At 61.0% G+C, this 23,942-nt stretch carries 21 protein-coding genes and 1 pseudogene; 10 read left to right on the forward strand and 12 right to left on the reverse strand.

Translation table 11 applies throughout. The features are described from left to right. Nucleotides 1-60 precede the first annotated feature (60 nt). The 5 genes from dut to WM40_RS16425 all read right to left on the reverse strand — a co-directional run bounded on the left by dut (nucleotide 61) and on the right by WM40_RS16425 (nucleotide 6,728). Nucleotides 61-507: a dUTP diphosphatase gene (gene dut / locus WM40_RS16405; protein WP_024901718.1), complete on the reverse strand. Its 447-nt coding sequence runs from the start codon at nucleotides 505-507 to the stop codon at nucleotides 61-63. Continuing rightward, nucleotides 504-1,856: a bifunctional phosphopantothenoylcysteine decarboxylase/phosphopantothenate--cysteine ligase CoaBC gene (gene coaBC, locus WM40_RS16410; protein ID WP_236693556.1), complete on the reverse strand. Its 1,353-nt coding sequence runs from the start codon at nucleotides 1,854-1,856 to the stop codon at nucleotides 504-506. The genes dut and coaBC overlap by 4 nt, the downstream gene beginning before the upstream one ends. After that, nucleotides 1,857-2,375: a signal peptidase II gene (gene lspA, locus WM40_RS16415; protein WP_046153429.1), complete on the reverse strand. Its 519-nt coding sequence runs from the start codon at nucleotides 2,373-2,375 to the stop codon at nucleotides 1,857-1,859. 60 nt (nucleotides 2,376-2,435) lie between these two features. Then, nucleotides 2,436-5,267: an isoleucine--tRNA ligase gene (ileS, locus tag WM40_RS16420; RefSeq protein WP_236693562.1), complete on the reverse strand. Its 2,832-nt coding sequence runs from the start codon at nucleotides 5,265-5,267 to the stop codon at nucleotides 2,436-2,438. A gap of 474 nt (nucleotides 5,268-5,741) precedes the next feature. After that, nucleotides 5,742-6,728 (reverse strand): bifunctional riboflavin kinase/FAD synthetase, encoded by a 987-nt coding sequence (locus WM40_RS16425; RefSeq protein WP_046153409.1) that lies wholly within the window; start codon nucleotides 6,726-6,728, stop codon nucleotides 5,742-5,744. Nucleotides 6,729-6,886: 158 nt separating this feature from the next. Between WM40_RS16425 and purN the strand changes: the two genes are divergently transcribed. The 3 genes from purN to WM40_RS16440 all read left to right on the forward strand — a co-directional run bounded on the left by purN (nucleotide 6,887) and on the right by WM40_RS16440 (nucleotide 10,448). Continuing rightward, nucleotides 6,887-7,534 (forward strand): phosphoribosylglycinamide formyltransferase, encoded by a 648-nt coding sequence (gene purN / locus WM40_RS16430; RefSeq protein WP_046153431.1) that lies wholly within the window; start codon nucleotides 6,887-6,889, stop codon nucleotides 7,532-7,534. After that, on the forward strand, nucleotides 7,531-8,838 hold the full coding sequence (locus WM40_RS16435) for an RsmB/NOP family class I SAM-dependent RNA methyltransferase (protein WP_046153410.1): 1,308 nt from the start codon (nucleotides 7,531-7,533) through the stop codon (nucleotides 8,836-8,838). Before purN ends, WM40_RS16435 begins: the two co-directional genes overlap by 4 nt. Before the next feature lie 413 nt (nucleotides 8,839-9,251). After that, a complete protein-coding gene (locus WM40_RS16440; RefSeq protein ID WP_024901711.1) occupies nucleotides 9,252-10,448 on the forward strand; it encodes a DesA family fatty acid desaturase in 1,197 nt (398 codons plus the stop codon). Between the two features lie 358 nt (nucleotides 10,449-10,806). Here WM40_RS16440 and rpmG read toward each other — a convergent pair whose 3' ends face one another. From rpmG to radC, 3 genes are all read right to left on the reverse strand, one after another. Beyond that, nucleotides 10,807-10,974, reverse strand: a complete 168-nt coding sequence (gene rpmG / locus WM40_RS16445) for a 50S ribosomal protein L33 (RefSeq protein WP_024901710.1) — start codon at nucleotides 10,972-10,974, stop codon at nucleotides 10,807-10,809. A gap of 11 nt (nucleotides 10,975-10,985) precedes the next feature. Then, entirely contained in the window at nucleotides 10,986-11,219 is a 234-nt protein-coding gene (gene rpmB / locus WM40_RS16450) for a 50S ribosomal protein L28 (protein ID WP_024901709.1), read from the reverse strand. A gap of 291 nt (nucleotides 11,220-11,510) precedes the next feature. Beyond that, the gene (gene radC / locus WM40_RS16455) at nucleotides 11,511-12,359 is read right to left on the reverse strand and encodes a RadC family protein (protein ID WP_024901708.1); all 849 of its coding nucleotides are present in this window, start codon (nucleotides 12,357-12,359) and stop codon (nucleotides 11,511-11,513) included. 207 nt (nucleotides 12,360-12,566) lie between these two features. On the opposite strand from radC, the gene WM40_RS16460 reads away from it, so the two are divergent. The 6 genes from WM40_RS16460 to WM40_RS16485 all read left to right on the forward strand — a co-directional run bounded on the left by WM40_RS16460 (nucleotide 12,567) and on the right by WM40_RS16485 (nucleotide 18,771). Continuing rightward, nucleotides 12,567-13,022, forward strand: coding sequence for an FKBP-type peptidyl-prolyl cis-trans isomerase (locus WM40_RS16460; protein ID WP_024901707.1), 456 nt, complete (start codon nucleotides 12,567-12,569; stop codon nucleotides 13,020-13,022). A gap of 37 nt (nucleotides 13,023-13,059) precedes the next feature. Beyond that, nucleotides 13,060-14,040, forward strand: coding sequence for a 4-hydroxy-3-methylbut-2-enyl diphosphate reductase (gene ispH, locus WM40_RS16465; RefSeq protein WP_407691527.1), 981 nt, complete (start codon nucleotides 13,060-13,062; stop codon nucleotides 14,038-14,040). A 1,057-nt stretch (nucleotides 14,041-15,097) separates the two neighbouring features. Next, the gene (locus WM40_RS16470) at nucleotides 15,098-16,048 is read left to right on the forward strand and encodes a branched-chain amino acid ABC transporter permease (protein WP_024901706.1); all 951 of its coding nucleotides are present in this window, start codon (nucleotides 15,098-15,100) and stop codon (nucleotides 16,046-16,048) included. Nucleotides 16,049-16,081: 33 nt separating this feature from the next. Next, nucleotides 16,082-17,248: an ABC transporter permease subunit gene (locus tag WM40_RS16475; RefSeq protein WP_024901705.1), complete on the forward strand. Its 1,167-nt coding sequence runs from the start codon at nucleotides 16,082-16,084 to the stop codon at nucleotides 17,246-17,248. A gap of 30 nt (nucleotides 17,249-17,278) precedes the next feature. After that, nucleotides 17,279-18,055, forward strand: a complete 777-nt coding sequence (locus WM40_RS16480; protein ID WP_024901704.1) for an ABC transporter ATP-binding protein — start codon at nucleotides 17,279-17,281, stop codon at nucleotides 18,053-18,055. Continuing rightward, on the forward strand, nucleotides 18,055-18,771 hold the full coding sequence (locus tag WM40_RS16485) for an ABC transporter ATP-binding protein (RefSeq protein ID WP_024901703.1): 717 nt from the start codon (nucleotides 18,055-18,057) through the stop codon (nucleotides 18,769-18,771). The genes WM40_RS16480 and WM40_RS16485 overlap by 1 nt, the downstream gene beginning before the upstream one ends. 274 nt (nucleotides 18,772-19,045) lie before the next feature. On the opposite strand, the gene WM40_RS16490 is transcribed toward WM40_RS16485, so the two are convergent. Further along, on the reverse strand, nucleotides 19,046-20,239 hold the full coding sequence (locus WM40_RS16490) for an acetylornithine transaminase (protein ID WP_046153411.1): 1,194 nt from the start codon (nucleotides 20,237-20,239) through the stop codon (nucleotides 19,046-19,048). A gap of 266 nt (nucleotides 20,240-20,505) precedes the next feature. Next, nucleotides 20,506-21,537 carry a CDP-6-deoxy-delta-3,4-glucoseen reductase gene (locus WM40_RS16495; protein WP_024901701.1) on the reverse strand — a complete coding sequence of 344 codons (1,032 nt, stop codon included), beginning with the start codon at nucleotides 21,535-21,537 and terminating at the stop codon, nucleotides 20,506-20,508. Nucleotides 21,538-21,636: 99 nt separating this feature from the next. On the opposite strand from WM40_RS16495, the gene WM40_RS16500 reads away from it, so the two are divergent. Continuing rightward, on the forward strand, nucleotides 21,637-22,758 hold the full coding sequence (locus tag WM40_RS16500; RefSeq protein WP_046153412.1) for a Rossmann-fold NAD(P)-binding domain-containing protein: 1,122 nt from the start codon (nucleotides 21,637-21,639) through the stop codon (nucleotides 22,756-22,758). A 24-nt stretch (nucleotides 22,759-22,782) separates the two neighbouring features. Here WM40_RS16500 and WM40_RS16505 read toward each other — a convergent pair whose 3' ends face one another. After that, nucleotides 22,783-23,505 carry a 16S rRNA pseudouridine(516) synthase gene (locus tag WM40_RS16505; RefSeq protein ID WP_046153433.1) on the reverse strand — a complete coding sequence of 241 codons (723 nt, stop codon included), beginning with the start codon at nucleotides 23,503-23,505 and terminating at the stop codon, nucleotides 22,783-22,785. A gap of 106 nt (nucleotides 23,506-23,611) precedes the next feature. Continuing rightward, nucleotides 23,612-23,926, reverse strand: a pseudogene (locus WM40_RS16510) (DUF2288 domain-containing protein); the annotation flags it as partial. Between the last annotated feature and the right edge of the window lie 16 nt (nucleotides 23,927-23,942).

Genomic DNA, 23,942 nt, shown 5'->3' on the forward strand with positions numbered 1-23,942 from the left:
ATGGAAAGCTTATTCTTTGTTGTGAGCGCTGCTGCAGGATACGTAACGGCAGCCGGTCGTCTAGCGTGTACCGGTGCTGCCGAAGCCGCCCGTGCCGCGTTCACTGGCGGTGAATTCGTCGACGACATGAAATGTCGCTTGCACGACAGGGACGATCACCAATTGGGCGATCCGTTCCAGCGGTTCGATCGTAAAGGCAGTTTGACCACGGTTCCACGTCGACACCATCAATTGCCCTTGGTAGTCGGAATCGATCAGCCCGACCAGGTTACCGAGCACGATGCCGTGTTTATGGCCCAGTCCCGAGCGTGGCAGGATCATCGCTGCATAGCCCGGATCTTCGAGATGTATCGCAAGGCCGGTTGGAATCAGGGCCGTCTGTCCGGGTTCCAGCGTCACCGACGCATCCAGGCAGGCGCGCAGGTCAAGGCCGGCGCTTCCTGTGGTCGCGTAGGCAGGCAGGTGATCGCGCATGCGCGCATCGACTATCTTCAGTTGCAAGTTCATGGCTGAGGCACGGAAGGGGAGTGGGACCGGGTGACCCGCCGCGCGATCTCTTCGATCAAGCGTCGCGCGAGGGAGGCCTTGTCGCCGGGAGGAAGAGGGTGACGTCCTTCGTCGTCAAACAGCACGATCTCGTTGTCGTCTTTGCCGAAAGTCAGGTGACCCAGGTTGCCGACAAGTAGCGGCACACGCTTGCGTGCACGCTTCTCGGTCGCATGTGTGTCAAGGTCATTGGTTTCCGCGGCGAACCCGACGCAGTATGGCGGATTCGGGCCGTGCGCCACCTCGCGGAGAATGTCCGGATTTTCGACAAATGCCAGCGTCGGCGCCGGATCGTTGGAGCGTTTGATTTTTTCGGTCGCCGCGGCGGCGGGACGCCAGTCCGCCACCGCCGCCACCGCAATGAAAATGGGCCGACGGCCGACGTTCGACTGGTCCAGGCCACGGCGGTCGATATCGGACGGTCCTGCGTTCGTGTCCGGGGTATGCGTGAGCGCCGGGTGCTCCTCGTTGTCTTGCGACAGCAGTACAGCGTGCACCGCCGCGCGCATTTGCTGCGCAGTCTCCACATCGAGGCGACGCACGCCCCACGGCAGCGGCAACGCGGTCGGCCCGCTGATCAGCGTCACATCGGCCCCCGCATCAGCTGCGGCGCGTGCGATCGCGTAACCCATCTTGCCGCTCGATCGATTTGTGATGCCGCGTACGGGGTCAATTGGTTCGAACGTCGGACCCGCCGTGATCACCAAGCGGTGGCCCTGGAGGCGCTTTGGCGTAAACCACGCGACAATCGCATCGCGAATCGCGTCGGCCTCAAGCATCCGGCCATCCCCCACTTCTCCGCAGGCTTGGTCGCCGGCGTCGGGACCCCAGATCGCAATGCCGTCGTGGCGCAACTGATGGGCGTTTCGCTGGGTCGCCGGATTGCTCCACATTTGCCGGTTCATCGCCGGGACGATCGCGAGTGGGCAATCTCGAGCAAGACACAGCGTCGACAACAAGTCGTTGGCCATGCCGTGCGCGAGCCGCGCCATGAAGTCCGCCGATGCCGGCGCGACCACAATGCCGTCTGCTCGGCGCGACAGATCGATATGCGCCATCCCATTGCCATCCTGGGATGTCCATTCGTCGAGGAATACGGGGTGGCCGGTCAGGGCCTGCATCGTCAACGGTGTGATAAAACGCGTGGCGGCTTCGGTCATCGCGACCTGCACCGTGGCGCCGGCCTTGATCAACAGGCGCGCCAATTCGGCCACCTTGTAGCAGGCAATGCCGCCTGTCAGACCAAGCACCAGATGCCTGCCCGCCAGCGGCCCGTTGGGATGCGCCGTCGCCATGCCGGTGCCGCGCATTCAACGGCTCCCGCGCACACGGCGCAGTTCATCCCACACCAGCAAGATCGCGCCGATGCAGATGCCGCTATCGGCCACGTTGAACGCCGGCCAATGCCATGCATTCACGTGAACGTCCAGAAAATCGATCACGTGACCATGAATCAGTCGATCAATGACATTGCCCAGTGCGCCGCCCATGATCAGCGACAGGGCAGTACAGAAAAGCCGCTGCCCGCTGTGCCGGCGCAAGAGATAGCAAATCACGAGCGCTGCAACCACGCCCAGCGCCGTGAATCCCCAGCGTTGCCAGCCGCCGGCCCCTGCCAGGAAGCTGAAGGCGGCGCCGGGGTTATACACCAGCACCAGGTTAAAGAAGCGCGTTACCGCACGACCTTCGCCATAGGCGAAGGTCTGCAGAATGGCGACCTTCGACAACTGGTCGAGCAGGATCACGATGACGGCCAGTCCAAGCCAGGGCAGTAGCGAGCCCCCCGCGCGGCTGCCCACGGCCATCGTTCGTCCTACGGATTTGCTCATTGCGTTGCTCCTGCCGGCCATTGCCGCGTTGTGGCGTGAAACATCGTCGTTATGTGTTGATCAGGCCGCGTGACGATCTTCGCCGGCACCGAACAGGTTGCTGAAGCAGCGGCCGCACAAGGTGGGATGCGCGGCGTCGATCCCGACATCTCCACGATGATGCCAGCATCGCTCGCACTTCTGTGCCGCCGACGGCGTGACGGTGACCGATTGTTCCGCTTCGTCGGAGACACGGGTAACCACGGCTTCCGACGTGATCATTACGAATTTCAGATCCTCGCCCAGGCTCGTCAACGCATCGAAACGCGTGCCCGCCGCATGCAAGACGATGTCCGCTTGCAACGACGAACCGATCTGGCCCGCGGTGCGTGCTTCTTCCAGTGCCTTCGTGACCTCGCCGCGTACCGTGCGCAACACCTGCCATTTCGCGATCAGCGCCGCGGCGTCGTCGATCTCCGGGTACTGATGATACAGGCCCGTGAAAATCGTATCGCTGCCCGGATACAGGACTTGCCACGCTTCCTCCGCGGTGAAGGACGCAAACGGCGACATCAAGCGCAGCAAGCCGTTCGCCACGTGCCACAACGCAGTCTGCGCGGCACGGCGGGCACGCGAATCCGGCGCGGACGTGTAGAGGCGGTCCTTGAGCACGTCCAGATAGAAGCCGCCAAGGTCCTCGGAGCAGAATGTCTGGATCGCGGCCACCACCGGGTGAAATTCGTAGCGCTCGTAATGGTCGAGCAGCTGCGCCTGCCACGCTGCCGTATGCGCCACCGCGTAACGATCAATTTCCAGCCAGTCGGTGACCGGTACCGCATTCTTGGCGAAATCGAAGTCGGACAGGTTGGCCAACAAGAAACGCAAGGTATTGCGGATACGGCGATAGCCTTCCACCACGCGCTTCAGGATTTCATCGGAGATCGACAGTTCGCCGGAATAGTCCGTCGATGCCACCCACAATCGAATGATCTCGGCGCCCAGCTTGCTGGAGACCTGTTGCGGCACGATAACGTTGCCGACGGACTTCGACATCTTCCGGCCTTCACCGTCGACGGTGAAACCGTGCGTCAGCAGTGCCTTATAGGGGGCCCGGCCGTCCAGCATCGCGCCGCTCAACAGAGAGGAATGGAACCAGCCACGATGCTGGTCCGACCCTTCCAGATAGAGATCCGCCGGGAATGCCGATACTGCTTTGTGCGATCCACGCAGTACATGCCAGTGGGTCGTGCCCGAATCGAACCATACGTCCAGCGTGTCGCGGTTCTTTTCGTAGTGCACCGCTTCGTCGCCCAGCAGGTCTGCCGGTTCCAGCGATTGCCATGCTTCGATGCCCTGTTCCTCGACACGTTGTGCGATCAGTTCGAGTAGCGCGATCGTGCGCGGATGCAGCTCGCCGGTTTCCTTATGGACAAAGAACGCCATTGGCACACCCCATTGACGCTGGCGTGACAAAGTCCAGTCCGGACGGTTGGCAATCATGTTGAACAGGCGTTGCTTGCCCCATGCCGGGAAAAAGCGCGTCTGCTCGACGGCGGCCAGCGCGGACTCGCGCAACGTGGCGCCGCCGTCCGCGGGCGTCAAGTCCATGCCGGCAAACCACTGCGACGTGGCGCGATAGATGATCGGCGTCTTGTGGCGCCAGCAGTGCATGTAGCTGTGCTCGTGCATCTCGTCGTGCCACAACGTGCCGGCTTCGCGCAGTGTCTCGACGATCTTCGGGTTTGCTTCCCAGATTGTCAGGCCGCCGAATAGTGGCAGCGTGGATGCGAAGCGGCCGTCGCCCATTACCGGATTGATAAAATCCTCGTCCGTCATGCCGTGCGACTTGCACGAGTTGAAGTCCTCGATGCCGTAGGCCGGCGCCGAGTGCACCACGCCGGTGCCGGTATCCAGTGTTACATAGTCGCCGAGGAAAATCGGCGCGGTACGCGCGAAGCCGGCATCCATTTCGGCCAACGGATGATGAAAACGGATACCCGCGAGCTTTTCACCCGGTGTCGTTGCGACGATCCTGCTATGCGGCATGTCATCCATGCTGGTATCGCCATCGGTGGCAAGCGGCGCCAGGCCGTATTGCGCCAGCGCCGATGCCACACGGTCGGTTGCCAGTAGCAGGAGACCGGCCGCCGTGGCCACCAGGGCATATTCGATTTCCGGATGCAGGTTCAACGCCTGGTTGGACGGGATCGTCCACGGCGTCGTCGTCCAGATAACGATCTGGCCGGTCTGATCCGGGCGGCCGCCGGTGTTCGGCGGCAGCGCGTCGAGACCGAAGGCAGCGGCCAGTTTATCCGGCTCGGCGAACGGAAAGCCCACATCCACCGCAGGGTCCTTGCGATCCTTGTACTCGACTTCCGCCTCGGCCAAGGCCGAACCGCAGTCGAAACACCAGTTCACCGGCTTCAGTCCGCGATAGATGTAGCCTTTGTCCAGGATCTTGGCCAGCGCGCGCAGTTCGCCGGCCTCGTTCTGGAAATTCATTGTCTTGTACGGATCGTCCCAATCACCCAGCACGCCCAGGCGCTTGAAGTCGACCATCTGGCGGGTGATCTGCTCGCTGGCGTAGGCGCGCGCGCGGCGCTGCACCTCCGCCGCCGGCAGGTTTTTGCCGAATTGCTTTTCGATCTGGATCTCGATCGGCATGCCGTGGCAATCCCAGCCAGGCACGTAGGCTGCATCGAAGCCTGCCAACGTCCTGGCCTTGACGATCATGTCCTTCAGGATCTTGTTGACCGCATGCCCCAGGTGGATGTCGCCATTCGCATAGGGGGGACCGTCGTGCAACGTGAATTTCGGCCGGCCGGCACTGGCTTCGCGAATCTTTTGGTAGACACCGCGGTCTTCCCATTCCTGCACCCACATTGGTTCGCGCTTCGGCAGGTCGCCCCGCATCGGGAATGGCGTATCCAGCAGATTGACCGGATAACGCGACGGCGTGCTGTCCTTGCCACCCGGCTTTCCTGCCTTGCCCGCGTCGCGCTTGGCAGCTTTGTCGTTGCCGGCGTTCTGTTCGGGTGAAGTGTTATTGCTCATTGCAATCCTTGTGCTCTGACTTTGTACTTTTCTACGCGTCCGGAATTCGGCGCGTGGGCGACTCGGCGTCCAGACCGCGGCGGCCATCGACGCTATTGTCGTCGGTCTACCGGGTCGTTGCGCCGAACGCGTACTGAAAACGAATAGCGTCCATTGACGGGCTCGCCGGTCGTGGTGCGGGGTGATTACGGTGGCGTGTCAATGCTGCTGAAGTGCATTTGCCGATGCGGTACGGTAAAAAAACCGTGCACGAAGCAGGCATGCGCGTCGGCAGCTGTCATGCCGGGCATCGTTGGCGTCTTTCGGCGGGCCCGTGGTTCGGGAAAGCGCCGATCAGCTAATTCGGTCTGTCACGCCGGTCGCGGTCCCCCGTGACGCCGGTCCGGTGGGCGGCAGGCCGAAATAGGAACGCGCCTGGGCCACGTCGCGTGCGATGGCCGCGGTCAACGCAGGCAAGTCCACATACCGCGCTTCATTGCGCAGTTTCTTCATGAATTCGACGCGCACGATCTTTCCGTACGCGTCACCACGCCAATCGAAGAGATGCACTTCCAGCAAGATGCGGCCGGAATCATCTACCGTCGGTCGCAATCCCAGGCTTGCGACCCCCATCAACGGTTCATCGGCAAGACCATGCACCCGCACGACCATGATGCCCGCAAGCGCCAGGCGCTTGTGGGATATCCGGATATTCAACGTTGGAAATCCCAGGTCGCGTCCCAGCTTCTGGCCGTGTATGACGTGTCCGGAAATCATATACGGCCGTCCGAGCAACCGCGAGGCACCGTCGAGATCGCCCGCCATCAATGCCGCCCGAACAGCGGAGCTCGACACGCGCGCGCCTTCCGGGTCCGCCAGCGTCGTCATCTGCTCGACTTCGAAACCGAATTCGCAGCCCGCGGCCTGCAGCGCATCGAAATTGCCCGCGCGCTTCGCGCCGTATCGGAAGTCGTCACCGACCAATACCCAGCGCGCATGAAGGCCGTTCACAAGCGTGTCACGGACAAAGCACTCGGCCGGCTGGGACGAGAAGGTGTGATTGAAATGCTCGACGACGACCCGGTCGACACCGGCGGCGCGTAGCGCTTCCAGCTTATCGCGTAGTAACGCGATACGGGGCGGGGCACCGGCCGGATTGAAGAATTCACGAGGATGTGGTTCGAACGTCATGACACACAGCGGCAGGCCGCGCGCGTCGGCAGCCGCGCGCGCTAACGCAAGCAGCGCTTGATGGCCGCGATGGACGCCGTCGAAATTGCCAATCGTCAGCGCGCAGGGCGCTTTGCTCTCGGCATTGGGGAGACCCCTGAAAACTCTCACGATACCTGTCGGTCGATTTCCAGAAAAGCGTTTGATTATAGACGAAAATGACGGGCTTCGGCGGCATTGGGCATCGCATCGGGCGAGAGGGTCGATCCAATGCAAATGCGACTGCGCGGAGCGGCCCGCAGGCGAGGGGCAATGTTAGAATCCGCCGGATGAAAAATATTGTCATCCTGCTGTCCGGTCGTGGCAGCAATATGCAGGCGATTGCCGATGCGTGCGCGACGCAAGGCTGGCCGGCGCGCATCGCGGCCGTCGTATCGAATCGCGCGGATGCGTCCGCACTGGCGTTTGCACGCGCACGGGGCATTCCGGTCGTGGTGCAGACCGCTGCCGACTTTGCCTCGCGGGACGCGTATGACGCGGCATTGCGGCAGCAGATCGACGCCTTTGCGCCTGACTTGCTCGTTTTGGCGGGATTCATGCGCGTGCTGAGCGCTGCTTTCACCGGGCATTACGCGGGACGGTTGTTGAATGTCCATCCGTCGCTGCTGCCAAGTTTCCCGGGCTTGCATACGCACCAGCGCGTGCTTGACGCAGGGCTGCCGTTGCATGGCGCCACCGTGCACTTTGTCACGGCCGAGCTGGATGCCGGTCCGGTGGTGGCGCAAGCGGTGGTACCGGTGCGCGCCGATGACGATGCCGAGACACTTGCCGCTCGCGTGCTCCGCGCCGAGCATGTCATTTATCCGAACGCAGTACGTTGGTTTGTCGAGGGCCGGTTGACGGTCGACGGTGCCCGGGTGCGTGCACGGCTTGATTATCCTGATACACAGTGGCTTTTCGCCACGGAGTTCGCATGAAATTGCATGGTTTCCTTATCGGTCAGACCGAAACATTGCTGGCCGAAGTGCTGCAGTTCAGCGGGCCCGCCGACGCGGCTGTCAGTCGTTTCTTCCGTACGCATTCCAAATTGGGGCACGCGGAGCGCGGCGTGATTGCCGAAGCGATCTATGCCGTGCTGCGCCGCAAGATGGAATTCGCCCATCTGGCCGAGGGCGGCAGCGGCTCACCTACCCGGCGGCTCACCTTGCTGGGCCTGATGCAGACCGTGGGTCGCGCGGCGTTGAAGCATGTGGTGGCGCCGCAGGAACGTGAATGGCTCGAACATGTGGCAACCATCGATCCGACGAGCTTGCCGCTCCGTATTCGAACGAACCTGCCGGACTGGATCTATCAAGCGCTGGCCACGCGCTTCAGCAACGAAGAGCTGGCGGCGCTGGCAGCGGCGCTGAACTATCCCGCACCGCTGGACCTGCGCGTGAATACACTGAAGGTCAATCGCGATAAGGCGGGCGAGGCGATGGTCGAATTGGGCCAGGAACTCGAGGACACGCCGTACTCCCCGCTGGGGCTGCGTCTGGCTGGAAAGCCCGCGTTGACAAAGATGCAACCCTTTCAGGACGGATGGGTGGAAGTGCAGGACGAGGGCAGCCAATTGCTGTGTCAACTCGTCGCACCGAAGCGTGGCGAAATGGTGGTGGATTTTTGCGCGGGCGCAGGGGGGAAGACGCTGGCGCTAGGCGCGATGATGCGCTCGTCCGGACGCTTGTATGCCTTTGATATCGCGGAGCGCCGCCTGGCGAAGATGAAGCCACGGATGGCGCGCAGTGGCCTGTCGAACGTCCATCCGATCGTGATCGATAGCGAAAACGATGTAAAGATCCGCCGCCTGGCCGGGAAGATCGATCGTGTGCTGGTGGATGCGCCATGTAGTGGCCTGGGAACTTTACGGCGAAATCCGGATCTGAAGTGGCGTCAATCGCCTTCGACGATTACCGAGCTTCAGCCGAAGCAACTGTCGATTCTCACGGCGGCGGCGCGACTCCTGAAGCCGGGCGGCAGACTCGTGTATGCCACCTGCAGCCTGCTGCACGAGGAAAATGAGGCAATTGTCGAGCGCTTCCTCGCGACACATCCTGACTTTGTCCTGGTGCCGGCAAATACCGTGTTGGCTGAGCAAAAAGTACCGTTGGACACAGGGTCATACCTGTCATTGTTGCCGCATCGCCACGCTACTGATGGTTTTTTCGCAGCGGTACTGACGCGCGTAAAAACCGTGGCGGCGGTTGCCAATGTTCCCCTGGAAGATGCCTCTGAAGTCTGACGCATTTGCCCCGCCCTGCGCTTCGAAGAGCGATCAAATGCAGGTCTATGGCTCGGGAAGGCCGTGTAATGGCCCCCTGAGGCCAGCGTGAATTCTTGCGGTGATTCCACCGCTTGCAACGTAACGCCAGCAGGGCGGTTTTTACGCTTTCTGGAGCGCGGTGGAATGGTCTGATTTTTGGAAGAACCGCACAGATAATGCGGTCATTTTGATGCGGCGCAATGTGATTTCTGCGTTGGAGGTTACAATTTCCTCTCAAGTTGGCGGGAACCGATGGGGTAGAATTGGCTCTCACCAGTGTAGGTTTGCCGTCAAGCACTTTCGTTGCTGCGGCATGGCGCGGCGGCCCTTGAGGGGCTTGTCGCGACGTCAATTGTTGTTGTTGTTCTATCCTCGTCTTCGAGATATATACCTTGGTTGATTCCCTGCTTCAATTCCTCGCGCACGGCATGCTTGATTGGCAATGGTGGCAGATCGTGCTTTACACCCTGGGCGTCACGCACGTGACGATTCTGGCGGTTACGATTTATCTGCATCGTTGCCAGGCGCACCGTGCGCTGGATTTGCACCCGTCCGTGAGTCACTTCTTTCGGGCATGGCTCTGGTTCACTACTGGCATGGTGACCAAGGAGTGGGCGGCCATTCATCGCAAGCATCATGCGAAGTGTGAAACCGAAGAGGATCCACACAGCCCGCAGACGCGCGGTCTGAAGAAGGTCTTATGGGAAGGTGCCGAGTTATATCGCGCAGAATCGCGTAATGAAGAAACGATGAAGAAGTTCGGTCACGGTACGCCGGATGACTGGATTGAACGCAACGTCTATTCACGCTATTCGATCATGGGCGTGGCGCTGCTGATGGTGCTGAACGTAGCAATGTTCGGGCTGGTGGGTCTGTCCGTCTGGGCAGTACAGATGGTCTGGATTCCGTTCTGGGCCGCTGGCGTGGTGAATGGCGTTGGCCATTACTTCGGTTATCGCAATTTCAATTGCGAAGATGCGAGCACGAATCTTCTGCCGATCGGCATTCTGATCGGTGGCGAGGAAATGCATAACAATCACCACACCTTCGCGACATCCGCGCGCTTCTCGAACAAGTGGTACGAGTTCGATATCGGCTGGATGTGGATTTGCGTGCTGTCGACGTTCAAGCTCGCCAAGGTGAAGAAGCTCGCACCAACGCCCAAGCTTCAACGGGGCAAGACCACGATCGACTTCGAGACGCTGCAGGCGGTTTTGTCCAACCGTTATGAGGTAATGGAGCGTTATGCCACGACGTTGCGCCGTGCTTACCGCCAGGAACTGCTTCATATCAAGTCGCTTGGTGCCAGCGACAAGTACCAGGTCTTCAAGAGTGGCCGGAAGTGGTTCCACAAGGATGAAGCGGTACTCGGTGAACACCAGAAACGGCAAGTACCGCAGATTATCGAAAACAGTACCGCGTTGCGTACCTATTACGAGTTGCGCACGGAACTGACGAAGATCTGGGAGCGCTCGAATGTGTCTCGCGAGCAGTTGTTGACGCAGTTGCAGGAGTGGTGCCATCGTGCGGAGCAGAGCGGCATTCAATCATTGCAAGAATTTTCAACGCGCCTGCGTCGCTATGCCTGATGTGATGAAGCGCTGCGTGGCATAGGGAAAGGGCGTCGGCTTGGTAAGCGGCGCCCTTTTTTATGGGTTGGGTGTAGGCGGCAGCGACCGACGTCCGCAGGGGATGGCGGACGACGAGCGATAGCGCTAAAAAGGCAACCATGTCGAGGTTGACCGGACGTGACGGCGATAACCGCCTATCGTCTGCGGCTGTCACAATACCCGACACGACAGTACTGTGCTGTCATCCATCCCGGGTTCCCATTGGCGCAAAAATAAAAAGCCCGGCACGGAAGTGCCAGGCTTTTTGGTATCGCGCGAGAATCGCGACGACAACGAAGCAAGCGAGGAGGACTGGCATTAACGCCAGTGCGGCACCTTACTTGATCTTCGTTTCCTTGTATTCGACGTGCTTACGAGCAACCGGGTCGAACTTGGAGATTGCCATCTTTTCCGGCATCGTCCGCTTGTTCTTGGTCGTCGTGTAGAAGTGACCCGTACCTGCGGTCGATTCCAGTTTGATCTTGTCGCGTGCGCCCTTGGCCATGAGAAATCTCCTTAAGCTTCGCCACGTGCGCGCAGGTCTGCGAGCACGGAGTCGATGCCGTTCTTATCGATCAAGCGCAGTGCTGCCGTCGAAATGCGCAGGCGCACAAAGCGATTTTCGCTTTCGACCCACATACGGCGGCTCTGCAGATTCGGCAGGAAACGACGCTTGGTCTTGTTGTTTGCGTGGGAAACGTTATTGCCGACCTGCGGCCCTTTCCCCGTCACGATGCATTTGCGTGCCATGAAGCACTCCTAGTACGCTAATTTTGCTGAATAGCCGGTCGATCACTCTACCGGACCCTGTCCGCGGGGCGCGTGCCGATCAACGTTCGGGAACATTCCGCCGTTGCCTAACGTCTCGTTGCGCCGCCTACCGCCCTTCGCGGGCCGAATCCGTACAACGGTCGAGGTGATTCCTCCTCGCCGCCGAGCAACCGTTTTACCAGCCGTGAACTCGGGTATCCGGGCTAGGCCGGAACACAAAGACGGAGATTTTAGCAGGCTTTCGGCAACGGAATCAAATACATTTGCGATTCAGGGCAGCATGCCCTGGTCGACAAATGAAAAATAGCCTTGCTTGCTGACGATCAGGTGGTCCACCAATGCGATATCCAGCAAGCCGAGCGCCTGTTGTAGTTGCCGGGTCAGTGCGCGGTCCGCGGCGCTGGGCAGCAGTACGCCGGACGGGTGGTTGTGCGCCACGATCAGTGACGTGGCATTCAGATCCAACGCGCGCCGTGCGATTTCACGGGGATACACGGCGCTCCTATCCACCGTGCCGTGCGCCATTTCCTCCGCGCGCAGTAGGCGGCAGTGGACATCAAGGAACAGCACGATGAACACCTCTCGCGATCGATCGCCAATCGTCAGCCGAAGATAATCCGCTACCGCCGCGGCATTCCGCAGCGTGGTGCTTTTGCCGCTGAGGGTTTCGCTGAGCGTGCGCCGTACGGTTTCCTGAATGGCGCGCAACTGGGTACGTTTTGCCAGACCGATCCCGGAAATCGACTGCAATGTCTTGTCGTCCGCCTGCAACACGCCGGCCAGCGAGCCGCAGCATATCAGCAGGGCGCGAGCGATGTCGATGGCGCTCCGGCCTCGGACGCCCGTGCGAAGAAACAGCGCCAGCAGTTCGGCGTCGCCCAGCGCCTGCGCGCCCAGTTTTTCGAGCCGCTCGCGGGGGCGGTCCTGTGCCGGCCAGTCACAAATCGCAAGGTGCGAATGTGGTGTGTCGACGACGGTGAGGGTATTCGTGCGCCGCCGCGGACGCGCGCGCCGGTCCGCATCCGTCGCGCGTCGGCCCGGCGCGACGTCGGTGACGATGGGTGCGGGCGCGCCAAGTGCGGGAGGAGGGGAAAGAAGGCTTAGTGTGGGGCATGGCATGGAGCAGCTCCGGATAAGGGCGGTCTACGAGCGGGAAGCGTTGGTGTAAAACGGGGGTGAAACAGTGTGTATGAGCGGACATGCGAGCGTTCGCGCGACCGGCGTGCCACAGTGGCTTACAATGGCGGTCTGTCACCCGGTGCGATTTCGCCGCGCATCTCGCCGGCCCACCGGACCGACCACGGTCGGACTGTTTCGGACATTCTCATGACGTTGATCGACCTCGCCCGCATCGAAGCGGGTTCCCATGTCACATTGCACTATCGTCTGTCGCTCGCGGACGGGACGGATATCGTCAATACCTTCGCCGACAAGCCAGCGACGTTGCTGCTGGGGGCGGGGCAGATGGCGCCGCCGCTTGAAGCTATATTGCTGGGGATGAAGACGGGTGACCACTCGACCATTCAGCTAAAGCCGGATGAGGCGTTCGGGCCACGCAATCCGGAATTGCTACAGTGGGTTTCGATGGCCACGTTGCGCGCCAACAGCATGGTCGGCGAGGATTTTTCACCGGGCGACCTGATCGAATTCAACGCACCAAGCGGTGGGCGGTACGCGGGCATATTGAAGCAGATCGGGGAGACGGCGGCCTTGTTCGATTTCAACCACCCGCTTGCTGGCCAGGCAGTGACCTTTGAAGTTCAGGTCATCGGCATTCTTTGATTTTCATACCCATTCTCGATATGGGAGTACCTACACGATGAACGCGGACACGAATGTAATGGAAGGCGCTGCACCCCAAGTGGCGCCCGTCGTCGATGGTGAGATCCTTTTGGCGCAACCGCGTGGGTTCTGCGCGGGCGTGGATCGCGCCATTGATATCGTCGAACGCGCCATCGCGCTGTTCGGCGCACCGATCTATGTGCGGCATGAGATCGTTCACAATGCCTATGTGGTCCAGGACCTGCGCCAAAAAGGCGCGATCTTCATCGAATCGCTTGATGACGTGCCTACCGGCAGTACCCTGGTGTTCAGCGCCCATGGTGTTTCGAAGGCCGTGCGCGCGGAGGCGGAATCCCGTGGCCTGCGTATTTACGATGCGACATGCCCGTTGGTGACCAAGGTGCATGTGGAAGTGGCCAAGATGCGTGCCGAGGAATACGAGATCGTGATGATCGGCCATAAGGGCCATCCGGAGGTGGAGGGCACGATGGGCCAGACGCCGGAAGGCATGTACCTGATTGAAAGTACGGACGATGTCGCGACGTTGACCGTTCGCGATCCGGAGCGGCTGGCACTGGTGACCCAGACCACATTATCGATCGATGATGCCGCGGAGATCATCACGGCATTGAAGGGGCGTTTCCCGAATATCCGCGAGCCGAAGAAGCAAGACATTTGCTACGCGACCCAAAACCGTCAGGATGCCGTCAAGTTCATGGCGCCACGGTGCGATCTCGTGATCGTCGTGGGCAGCCCCAATAGTTCAAACTCGAACCGGCTGCGTGAACTGGCCGAAAAGCTGGGTGTGCCGTCCTATATGGTCGATTCGCCCGACCAATTGCAGGAAGCGTGGTTCGACGGCAAGAAGCGCGTCGGCGTGACGGCTGGCGCGTCCGCTCCCGAGGTGTTGGCACAGTCGGTGATTGCCCGCATCCACGAATTCGGCAAGCGGGATGTTCGTGCGCTGGAAGGCATCGAGGAAAACATCTCATTCCCGCTCCCACGCGGTTTGACCTGAATCAGGCCGCGCGTCCCGAGTCGAGGCAATGTGTCGGCCAGGGACGGCGGGAATGCGGTACCGGGCAGCATCCTGGCTTTTCATCCGCCATTTCGCGATGTACGCCAACTCCAGACGCATTGTGATAGCCGGAGGCCGCGGTCAGCGCGATCACCCGCAGCGAATGCGCACTTCCCCTTTTCCCTGATATGTCAGCCCAATTCCCGCACGATCGCGGAAATGGGCTAGACGGTTCCCTCTAAATGAGGCGGCGAAAATTACATCAACGTACGCCGTTCATTGGTTAATCGATGCACCTTGACGGGGCGTGGCAAGGCTGGCGCGCCATCCGAAGAGCGGAATGCTTACATGCCTCGTTGTTTTTTGATTTCACAACAACCACCGGCAAAGCCACTTCAGCACTTGCTGAAAGTATTTGTTCGCACCATGATTGTGCGTCGTCAGAAAGGCGGTGATGCACCGCGTTGGCGAAAACAGGTGCAACTATAGAACGCTATTGTCGCAACCTGGACCATTCGGGGTTGCAACGCATATTGCGCATCGAATAAATAACGGTACAATTCGCCCGACTTTGCAGCCCGACTGTTATGAAAGGCTGCCGTGGCGGGGATGTGGAGTAAGTCGATGACGTTGTGCAAGACCACACCGCGTAGTGATGTCACATGGGCATTCGCGTGGGTCGCGAATCAGCGATCGACTCCCCAACATGTGGGCAGTGGCCCGGGCCGGCAGGATAGCGCTCGCGCATGCCTTTGCAGGCCCGGTGCCCGCTGGCTGAACATACAGGTGGGCGTTGGACGTCGCTCCCGGAGACGCGCTGCGTGATTGCTGCGCGGTGCGGCGGGTGGACAAGCCTCGCGCCTCCTCACCGTTTCACAGTGTTTTAGATGCGACCCCGGTATGTGTGAGGGCAAGTTGCTCGCGCACCTACTGAATGTAGTGACATACCAAGCCAGGCGCACCGAGGGTGTGACTGGATCGTGCTGCAAGCAACCCCGCCGGGTCACCGGCACGACAGGCGCCGCCGTCCGCGGCGGTAACAAGGAAGGAGTAGCGAATGGATACCTTCATCCAGCAGATCATCAACGGGCTGGTGCTGGGAAGCATCTACGCGATCATCGCGCTGGGTTATACGATGGTGTACGGAATCCTGGGCATCATCAATTTCGCGCATGGCGACGTGCTGATGGTGGGGGCGATGGTGGCGCTGTCGGCCATCAATGTCCTGCAGGCGCACTTTCCGAACATGCCGGGCTGGCTGATGCTGGTCATCGCGCTCGTGATCGCGGCGGTCGTCTGTTCGATCGTCGGCTACCTGATCGAAAAGGGTGCCTATCGACCCCTGCGTCGTGCGCCACGGTTGGCGCCGCTTATCACCGCGATCGGCGTCTCCATCCTGCTGGAAACGGTGGCGATGATGATTTGGGGCCGCAACCCGTTGATGTTCCCGCAGTTGCTGCCGACGGACCCGCTGAACGTGATCGCGCCGACCGACACGACGCCTGGCGCGGTGATCTCGGGTACGGAAATCATTATCATCGCCACGGCATTCCTCGTGATGGGCGGCTTGTTGCTGCTGGTCAACAAGACGCGGCTGGGCCGTGCGATGCGGGCAACCTCGGAAAACCGGAATGTTGCCGGCTTGATGGGCGTGAACCCGAACTTCGTTATTTCCGCGACGTTCATGATCGGTTCGGCGCTGGCCGCGCTGGCAGGGGTGATGATTGCGTCCGAATACGGCAATGTCCATTTCTATATGGGTTTCTTGCCGGGGATGAAGGCTTTCACCGCCGCGGTGCTGGGTGGGATCGGCAATCTGGGTGGTGCGATGGTCGGCGGCATCGTCCTAGGACTGATCGAGCAACTGGGCGCCGGCTATATCGGTGGTCTCACGGGCGGGGTGTTCGGCAGTAACTACCAGGATGTCTTCGCGTTCATCGTGCTGATTGTCGTGCTGGTGTTCCGTCCATCCGGATTGCTGGGCGAACGAGTCGCGGATCGGGCCTGATCCAGGCATAAACGAGTTTAGGGAAGACACGAAATGGGCTCCATTCCTCCGATTCAAACAACCAACGAGCTGACGCCGTCGGCGCCAACGCCGACGCGTATCGGTACCTGGATCGTTGGCGCTGTTCTGGTGCTTGCATTGCCGATGCTGGTGGGTACCGCCGGTGGCGACTATTGGGTGCGCGTGCTGGACTTCGCGATGCTCTATGTCATGCTCGCGCTGGGGTTGAACGTGGTGGTCGGCTTTGCCGGGCTGCTGGACCTCGGGTATATCGCGTTCTACGCGGTAGGCGCGTACGTGGCGGCGTTCCTGTCATCGCCGCAGTTGTCGCAAAACTTCGCATGGATCGCGGCAATCTGGCCGCACGGCCCGCATTTCTCGATCTGGGTGATCGTGCCGGTTGCGATGGCGGTGGCTGCCATCTGCGGGTGCATCCTGGGCGCACCCACGTTGCGTCTGCGGGGCGACTACCTTGCGATCGTCACACTGGGCTTCGGTGAAATCGTGCGGATTTTCATGAACAACATGGACCGCCCGATCAACATCACCAATGGTCCGAAAGGCATTACCGATGTGGCGCCGGTTCACCTTTTCGGGATCGATTTCTCGAAAGGGCACGATATCTTCGGCTACCATTTTTCCGCGGTCTATCCTTACTACTACCTGTTCGTCCTCTTTTCGGTCTTCGTGATTTTCGTCTGCGTGCGGTTGCAGCATTCACGCATCGGCCGTGCATGGGCGGCAATTCGCGAAGATGAAATCGCCGCCAAGGCGATGGGCATCAACACCCGTAACGTGAAACTGCTGGCATTTGCAATGGGCGCGTCGTTTGGCGGCGTGTCCGGAGCGATGTTCGGTGCATTCCAGGGCTTCGTGTCGCCGGAATCGTTCACGTATTGGGAATCGGTCGTCGTTCTGGCTTGCGTGGTGTTGGGCGGCATGGGGCATATTCCGGGCGTGATCCTGGGTGCCGTGCTGCTGTCTCTGCTGCCCGAGGTCTTGCGATCGACGATGGGGCCACTGCAACATTTCCTGTTCGGTCACACCATCGTTGACGTGGAAGTGATTCGTCAGTTGATTTATGGCCTCGCCATGGTGCTGATCATGTTGTATCGCTCGGAAGGCCTGTGGCCGGCGCCGAAGCACGAGGACCGCGTGGCGAAGATCGCCAAGCGGGGCAATAAGACGATCCGCGCATGAGCTGGCGCAATCTGACGGAGCGGCTAGGAAATGACTGATAACAATGTGCGCCTGTTCATCAAGGGCGTGAATAAGCGGTTCGGGGGCCTGCAGGCATTGTCCGATGTCGGCATGACGATCATGGAGGGCCAGATCTATGGCCTGATCGGTCCGAACGGGGCGGGCAAGACCACGTTCTTCAACGTGGTCACCGGGCTCTACGAGCCGGATTCCGGCGAATTCGTACTGGACGGCAAGACGTACAAGCCGACCACGGTGCATGAAGTGGCCAAGGCGGGCATTGCGCGGACGTTCCAGAATATCCGCTTGTTCGGCGGCATGACAGCGCTCGAAAACGTCATGACGGGCCGTCATGTTCGGACCAAGCAAGGCTTGATTGGCGCGGTGTTCCGTACACCCGGCGAGCGGCGCGAGGAACGTGAAGTCAAGGAACGGGCGCTTGAACTGCTCGAATACGTCGGCGTGTTGAAGTACGCGGACTACACGGCACGCAACCTGTCTTACGGGCATCAGCGTCGTCTGGAAATCGCGCGTGCATTGGCGACCGATCCGAAGCTGCTGGCTCTGGATGAACCGGCGGCCGGGATGAACGCAACCGAAAAAGTCGAGCTGCGCGCGCTGCTGGACAAGATCCGTTCCGATGGCCGTACGATTCTGCTGATCGAACACGACGTGAAACTGATGATGGGCCTGTGCGACCGGATCACCGTGTTGGACTACGGCAAGGTGATTGCGGAAGGCGTGCCGCAAGACATTCAGAAGGATCCAAAAGTGATTGAAGCCTATCTGGGCTCCGGGGGCCATTGATGAGCGAAGCGATGTTGAGTATCAAGGGCCTGGAAGTGAAGTACGGCGGCATCCAGGCGGTGAAGGGAGTGGATCTTGACGTGCACCAGGGCGAACTGGTTACGCTGATCGGCGCGAACGGCGCCGGCAAGACCACAACGATGAAGGCCATCACCGGCCTGCAGGCAATCAGTGGCGGCGACATCCAGTACCTTGGCAAGTCGATCAAGGGCGTGCCGCCCTACGAACTGCTGAAGCGTGGCTTGGCGATGGTCCCGGAAGGTCGCGGTATCTTCGCGCGGATGTCCATTCTCGAGAACATGCAGATGGGCGCTTACCTGCGCCGTGACACTGCAGCGATCAAAAGCGACACCGAGCGGATGTTCAACTTCTTCCCGCGTCTGCGCGAGCGTCAGGCGCAATACGCAGGTACCTTGTCGGGCGGTGAGCAGCAGATGCTGGCAATGGCGCGCGCGTTGTTGAGCCGGCCGAAGCTGTTGTTGCTGGATGAGCCATCGATGGGGTTGTCACCGATCATGGTCGAGAAGATTTTCGAGGTGGTGCGCGAGATCTCGTCGGAAGGGTTGACCGTGTTGCTGGTCGAGCAAAACGCGCGTCTGGCGCTGCAGGCCGCCAATCGTGGCTATGTGATGGACTCGGGTATCGTTACGATAACGGGCGCCGCGAAGGACATGCTGAACGATCCAAAGGTACGGGCTGCGTATCTGGGCGAGTAGTAATTATTGCTTGTTTTGTGGGTCGTCCGGACGACCATGCCGGAGCCGCTACGGCCGCCAGCAGGGCGCGTAACAAAAACGCGGCGTGATGAAAAACACCTCAGAAGTCGGGCATCTGTCCGACCTCTGGGGTGTTTTTCTTGGCGGGGTATCGCCATGCCACTTTTTTGTTTTTCCGGCGGGCCAGCAGGTCACCGTACCGTCCGTGACGCGCGCCGTGCGCTTTGCGCCGCGGATGCGTCGTGGGACGGCGGGCCGGTACCGGTACCGCGAGTTACTTCTTGACGACTTTATCGATCGCCAGACGCAGCAGCGCGATCATCTGGTCGATCTCGTCGGTCGTGATGTTCAGCGCCGGCATGAAACGCAGCAGATTCGGTCGCGCGGCGTTGATCAACAGTCCGGTGGGCGTGAGCAGGCGCGCCTCTTCCACGATCTGCGGGCCGATATCGCTGCCCAGCAGCAACGCACGCAACAGGCCTTCGCCACGCTCACCCTGGAAACCGTATTCGTCGGACAGCTTCAGCAGTTGGTTCCGGAGGTAGTCTGCGCAGGCGCGGACGTTTTCGAGGAAACCTGGCGCGACCATCCGGCTGATGACTTCATAGCCTACCGCTGTCATCGGTGGGTTGCCGTTGTATGTTCCGCCCTGGTCGCCAGCAACGAATACCGAGACCGACTCCTTTGCGAGCAACGCTGCCAGCGGGAAGCCGCCACCGATGCCTTTGCCCAGCGTCATGATGTCCGGCTCGATACCCGACAATTGATAGGCGAACAGCTCCCCGGTACGGCCACAGCCGGTTTGCACTTCATCGACGATCAGCAGCAGGTTGTGCTTCGTCGTCAACGCGCGCAGTTGCTGCATGAATTCACGCGATGCCGGGATCACGCCCCCTTCGCCTTGCACCGGCTCCAGCATGACCGCCACGGTCTTGTCCGTGATCTGCTTTTCGACCGATGCGAGGTCGTTCAGATCCGCTTTTGGAAAGCCCGGGACCTGGGGTGCGAAGATCGTGTCCCAGCCGGGTTTGCCGCTAGCGGACATCGTTGCCAGCGTGCGGCCGTGGAAGCTATGGTCAAACGTAATGATCTCGTAGGCGCCATTCTTGTTCTTCTGCCCCCACTTGCGCGCCAGCTTGATCGCGCCTTCGTTCGCTTCGGCACCGCTATTGGCGAAGAATACCTTGTCGAATGCGCTGTGTTGCGTGAGCAGGCCCGCAAGGCGTGCCATGGGTGCGTTGTAATACGCAGGGCTCGGGTTGATCAGCTTGCGTGACTGTTCCGTCAGGGCGTTGACCATGCCCTCGTCGCTATGCCCAAGTGAGTTGACTGCCCAACCCTGGATGAAGTCCAGATATCGCTTGTCGTTGTTGTCATATATCCAATTGCCTCGGCCGTGCGTGAACACGATCTCGGGGCGGTTCGTGATGTACATCAGCGAGCTGGTTGGATATTCCTGGAAATTCATCTAAGGCTCCACGGGAAAAAACGGTGACTACTGAATGATGAGCCGTCATTGCGGCATTGCCATGACCGCGTGGAGGCGCAATGCCGTTTCGATCGAGACAATGGTGCAACAGGCCACTGCGATTTCCACCGCACTGGCCCGTTGCCGGACGCACCGCGCGAGGCGGTACGCGTTGAAGCAATGACGGGACAATCGGACAGATGCGCTGTCCGAAACCGCTGCATGCAGCCGTCGCTGCCGGCAAGCTGGCTGCAACTTTCGCCGCGTTACACCGCGTTGGCGAGGTCCGCTTCGCTGGTGAAGGCGTCCGCGTAGAATTCCTCGGCCGGCAATCCGTGGTGTGCGGTGAAGTCACGCACCGCGGACTCCACCATGACCGGCGCCCCGCAGGCATATACCTGATGGCCCGACAGGTCGGCAATATCGGCGATCACTGCATGATGCACGAAGCCGGTTCGTCCCGTCCAGCCATCCGTATCGAGCGGGTCCGACAATACCGGCACAAAGGAGAAGCCGGGTAGCGCGGTGACCCATTCCGCGGCCAATTTTTCGAGATACAGGTCAGCGCGTTTGCGTGCGCCCCAGTACAACGTAATCGGACGGGTGATCTGTTTGTGGATCGCGTGTTCGACAATCGCCTTGATCGGCGCAAATCCGGTCCCCGACGCCAGCAGCACGATCGGCTTGTCGCTGTCTTCGCGCAGGAAGAATGACCCGAGCGGTCCTTCGAAGCGCAAGATGTCGCGCGCTTTCATCGCGGAAAACACATGGTCCGTGAACTGGCCGCCGGGCAGATGCCGAATGTGCAGTTCGATCGGGCCCTCATGGTGCGGTGCGGTCGCGATTGAATATGCGCGCCGCTTGCCGTCCTTCAGGATAAATTCGAGGAACTGGCCAGCCATGTATTGCAGTCGTTCGTTGGCCGGCAGTTGCAACTTGACGATCATTACGTCGTCGGCCGCCTTTTCCAATTCCGCCACGCGGCAAGGGAGTTTCTTCGCCGGCATGTCGCCCGCGCCGGCAATCTCGCGGATCTGGATGTTCAGATCCGAGGTGGCTTGGGCGCAGCAAACCAGCACGTGACCGCGCGTCTTCTCGTCGTTACTCAGCGCCGACGACGAGTGCGGACCTTGCTCCACGGTCCCCTCCACCAGCAGACCCTTGCACGATCCGCATGCCCCGTTCTTGCAACCATAGGGTAGCCCGATACCCTGACGCAGCGCCGCGGCAAGGATGCTTTCGTCGGTATCGACTTGAAATTGGCGGCCGCTGGGCCGAAGCGTAACGTTAAAGCTCATGGATCAATAAAAATCGATATCGAAGGAAAAGGGGGGGCGCGCACGGGACCGGCTACGGGCGGATGCAAGCGTTCGCCACGCGCGCGCTACAATGACGGCATGATTGCCACGCGTCTACTCCGCCGCCCCCGCGTCGTCATCGTCGGCTTCGGCGATGTCGCCACGCGCACTACTCCGCTGCTCACTCCCCGTTACCGGATTGTGGCAATGCGGCGTCACGCGGCCCCTATCGCACCGGTCGCCAGGCGCGGCACGGGGCCGGGCGATGCCGCAACGCCATCTGAAGGCGCATCGCCTCGGCACATGCCGTTACCAGCACTTGCATCATCGACTGCGCACGATGCGTTGACGCGGGTCTCGTACGTGGCCGGCGATCTGGACGCCAGACGGTCGCTGCGGCGCGCCGCAGCGTTGGCCGCGTCCGCCTTCGGTGTCCTGTACTTCGCCCCTCCTGCACCAGACGGCGAGGCGGATGCGCGTACGGCACGCTGGATCACCGCCGTTGCGTCCGTGGTCGCGGCGAGGCGTGCGCAGGGCCCGCACCGACGTCGTTTCGGAGGTATTGTACCCGACACTCCTGCCCCGGCGGCTTACCGCCGCGGCGACCGGACATTACGCGCTGTCTACGCGAGTACCAGTGGCGTCTACGGGGATTGTGGTGGTGCGCTAGTGCCCGAAACGCGCGTTGTGTCGCCCAGCAACGCCCGCGCGGTGCGGCGCGTCGATGCCGAACGAAAATGGCGCGAAACGTCCGGTTTGCGGAGGATAAGCAACGGTGCCAGCTTGCGCCACCGGGTAGCGATCCTGCGTATCCCTGGGATCTATGCGGCGGATCGGCTGCCTGAAGGGCGGCTGCGGGACCGGATGCCGGCGTTGCGCGAAAGCGACGACGTCTACACCAATCATATTCACGCCGATGATCTGGCCACCATCGCGGTTCGGGCGTTGACCCACGGTCGTCCGCAGCGTCTTTACCACGCGAGCGACGATAGCCGTCTGCGCATGGGAGACTACTTCGACAAGGTGGCCGATGCGCTGCGTTTGCCGCGCGCGCCACGACTGCCACGTGACGAGGCCGTGAAGGCATTGTCGCCGACGATGTGGTCGTTCATGCGCGAGTCGCGGCAATTGGATAATCGGCGTCTCCATCGCGAACTGGGTGTCCGACTGCGTTACCCGGATGTCGACGCTTTATTGGTCACGCTGGCGGCCAGCACTTGAGTCGCCCACGTAAGAGTTACTTGTTCAGAGGGGCGAGGCAGGCAAGGGTGTCTGTAACGCCGCGAGATCGTCCGACGTGAGCCAGCGCCATTCCCCGGGCGGCAGGTCTTCGGGCAAGGATAGCGTGCCGATCGCCGCGCGGTGTAGCGCCTCGACGCGATTACCGACGGCGGCGACCATCCGTTTCACTTGGTGATACTTGCCTTCGGCGATGGTGAGCATCAACCTGTGGGAGGATAGCGCCGCCGTGTCGAGTGCCCGGCTCGGCGCGGTCTCTCCGTGCAGCAGGACACCATCGTGTAACGTGCGCAACTGAACGTCGTCGAGTGGGTGTTTCACGGTGGCGTGATAGCGTTTTGGCACATGCCGTCGCGGCGACGCCATCGCATGCACGAACGCGCCGTCGTCCGATAGCAGAAGCAGACCGGTGGTGTCCTGGTCCAGCCGGCCGACGCATTGCACCCCCCGTACCGTCAGTGGCGTTGGCAGCAGGGAAAACACGCTGGCATGATGCTGCGGATCGCGTGAACATTCCACGCCTGCCGGTTTGTGCAGCATCAGATAGGCTTTATCGCAAAAGGGCCAGACCTGGCCGTCGACCTCGAGGGTCAGACCAGCGGTCTCCCATTCTCCATCCGGGTCCGATTGCGCGATGCCGTCGATGACGATGGCGCCCCGTTCGACCAGGGCACGGCACGCTCGCCGCGCACCAAAGCCTTGCGAGAACAGGATCGATTCGAGATCCAGGATACCGGCTGCCCGCCGGCGCGTATTACGTTTTGTCATTCCCGCCCGTCGGCTTTGCCTGGTCACCGTCTTGCCGCGCCGTGAACGCCGCGTTGTCTCCTGCATGCCGTTTCTGTACCAGCACCCAGGGCGCGACAACCACGGCCCAAAGCGATGCATCGCTGGCTTCGTAGGTGGCGGCCATGGCCGCGGGCATCCGTTCGAGTAGGCCGCTCGACGCCCATGCCGCCACTTGACGCGCGTCGTCGCCCGCGACCGCTTCGGCCACGCTGACCAGGTCGAGGTCACCGGCAATGTGCAGCAGGGCGCCGCGCAGGTGCAACGGCGCGAGTTCGGACCACTTGACCTGCGCGGTTTCCCCCAGCAGTTTCAGGTAGCGCTCGGACGGTTCGGTGGAATGCGGCAATGTAGACGGCACGATGACGTTGAAAGAATAG

Source organism: Robbsia andropogonis, from assembly GCF_000970345.1.
GTDB classification, from domain to species: Bacteria; Pseudomonadota; Gammaproteobacteria; order Burkholderiales; family Burkholderiaceae; genus Robbsia; species Robbsia andropogonis.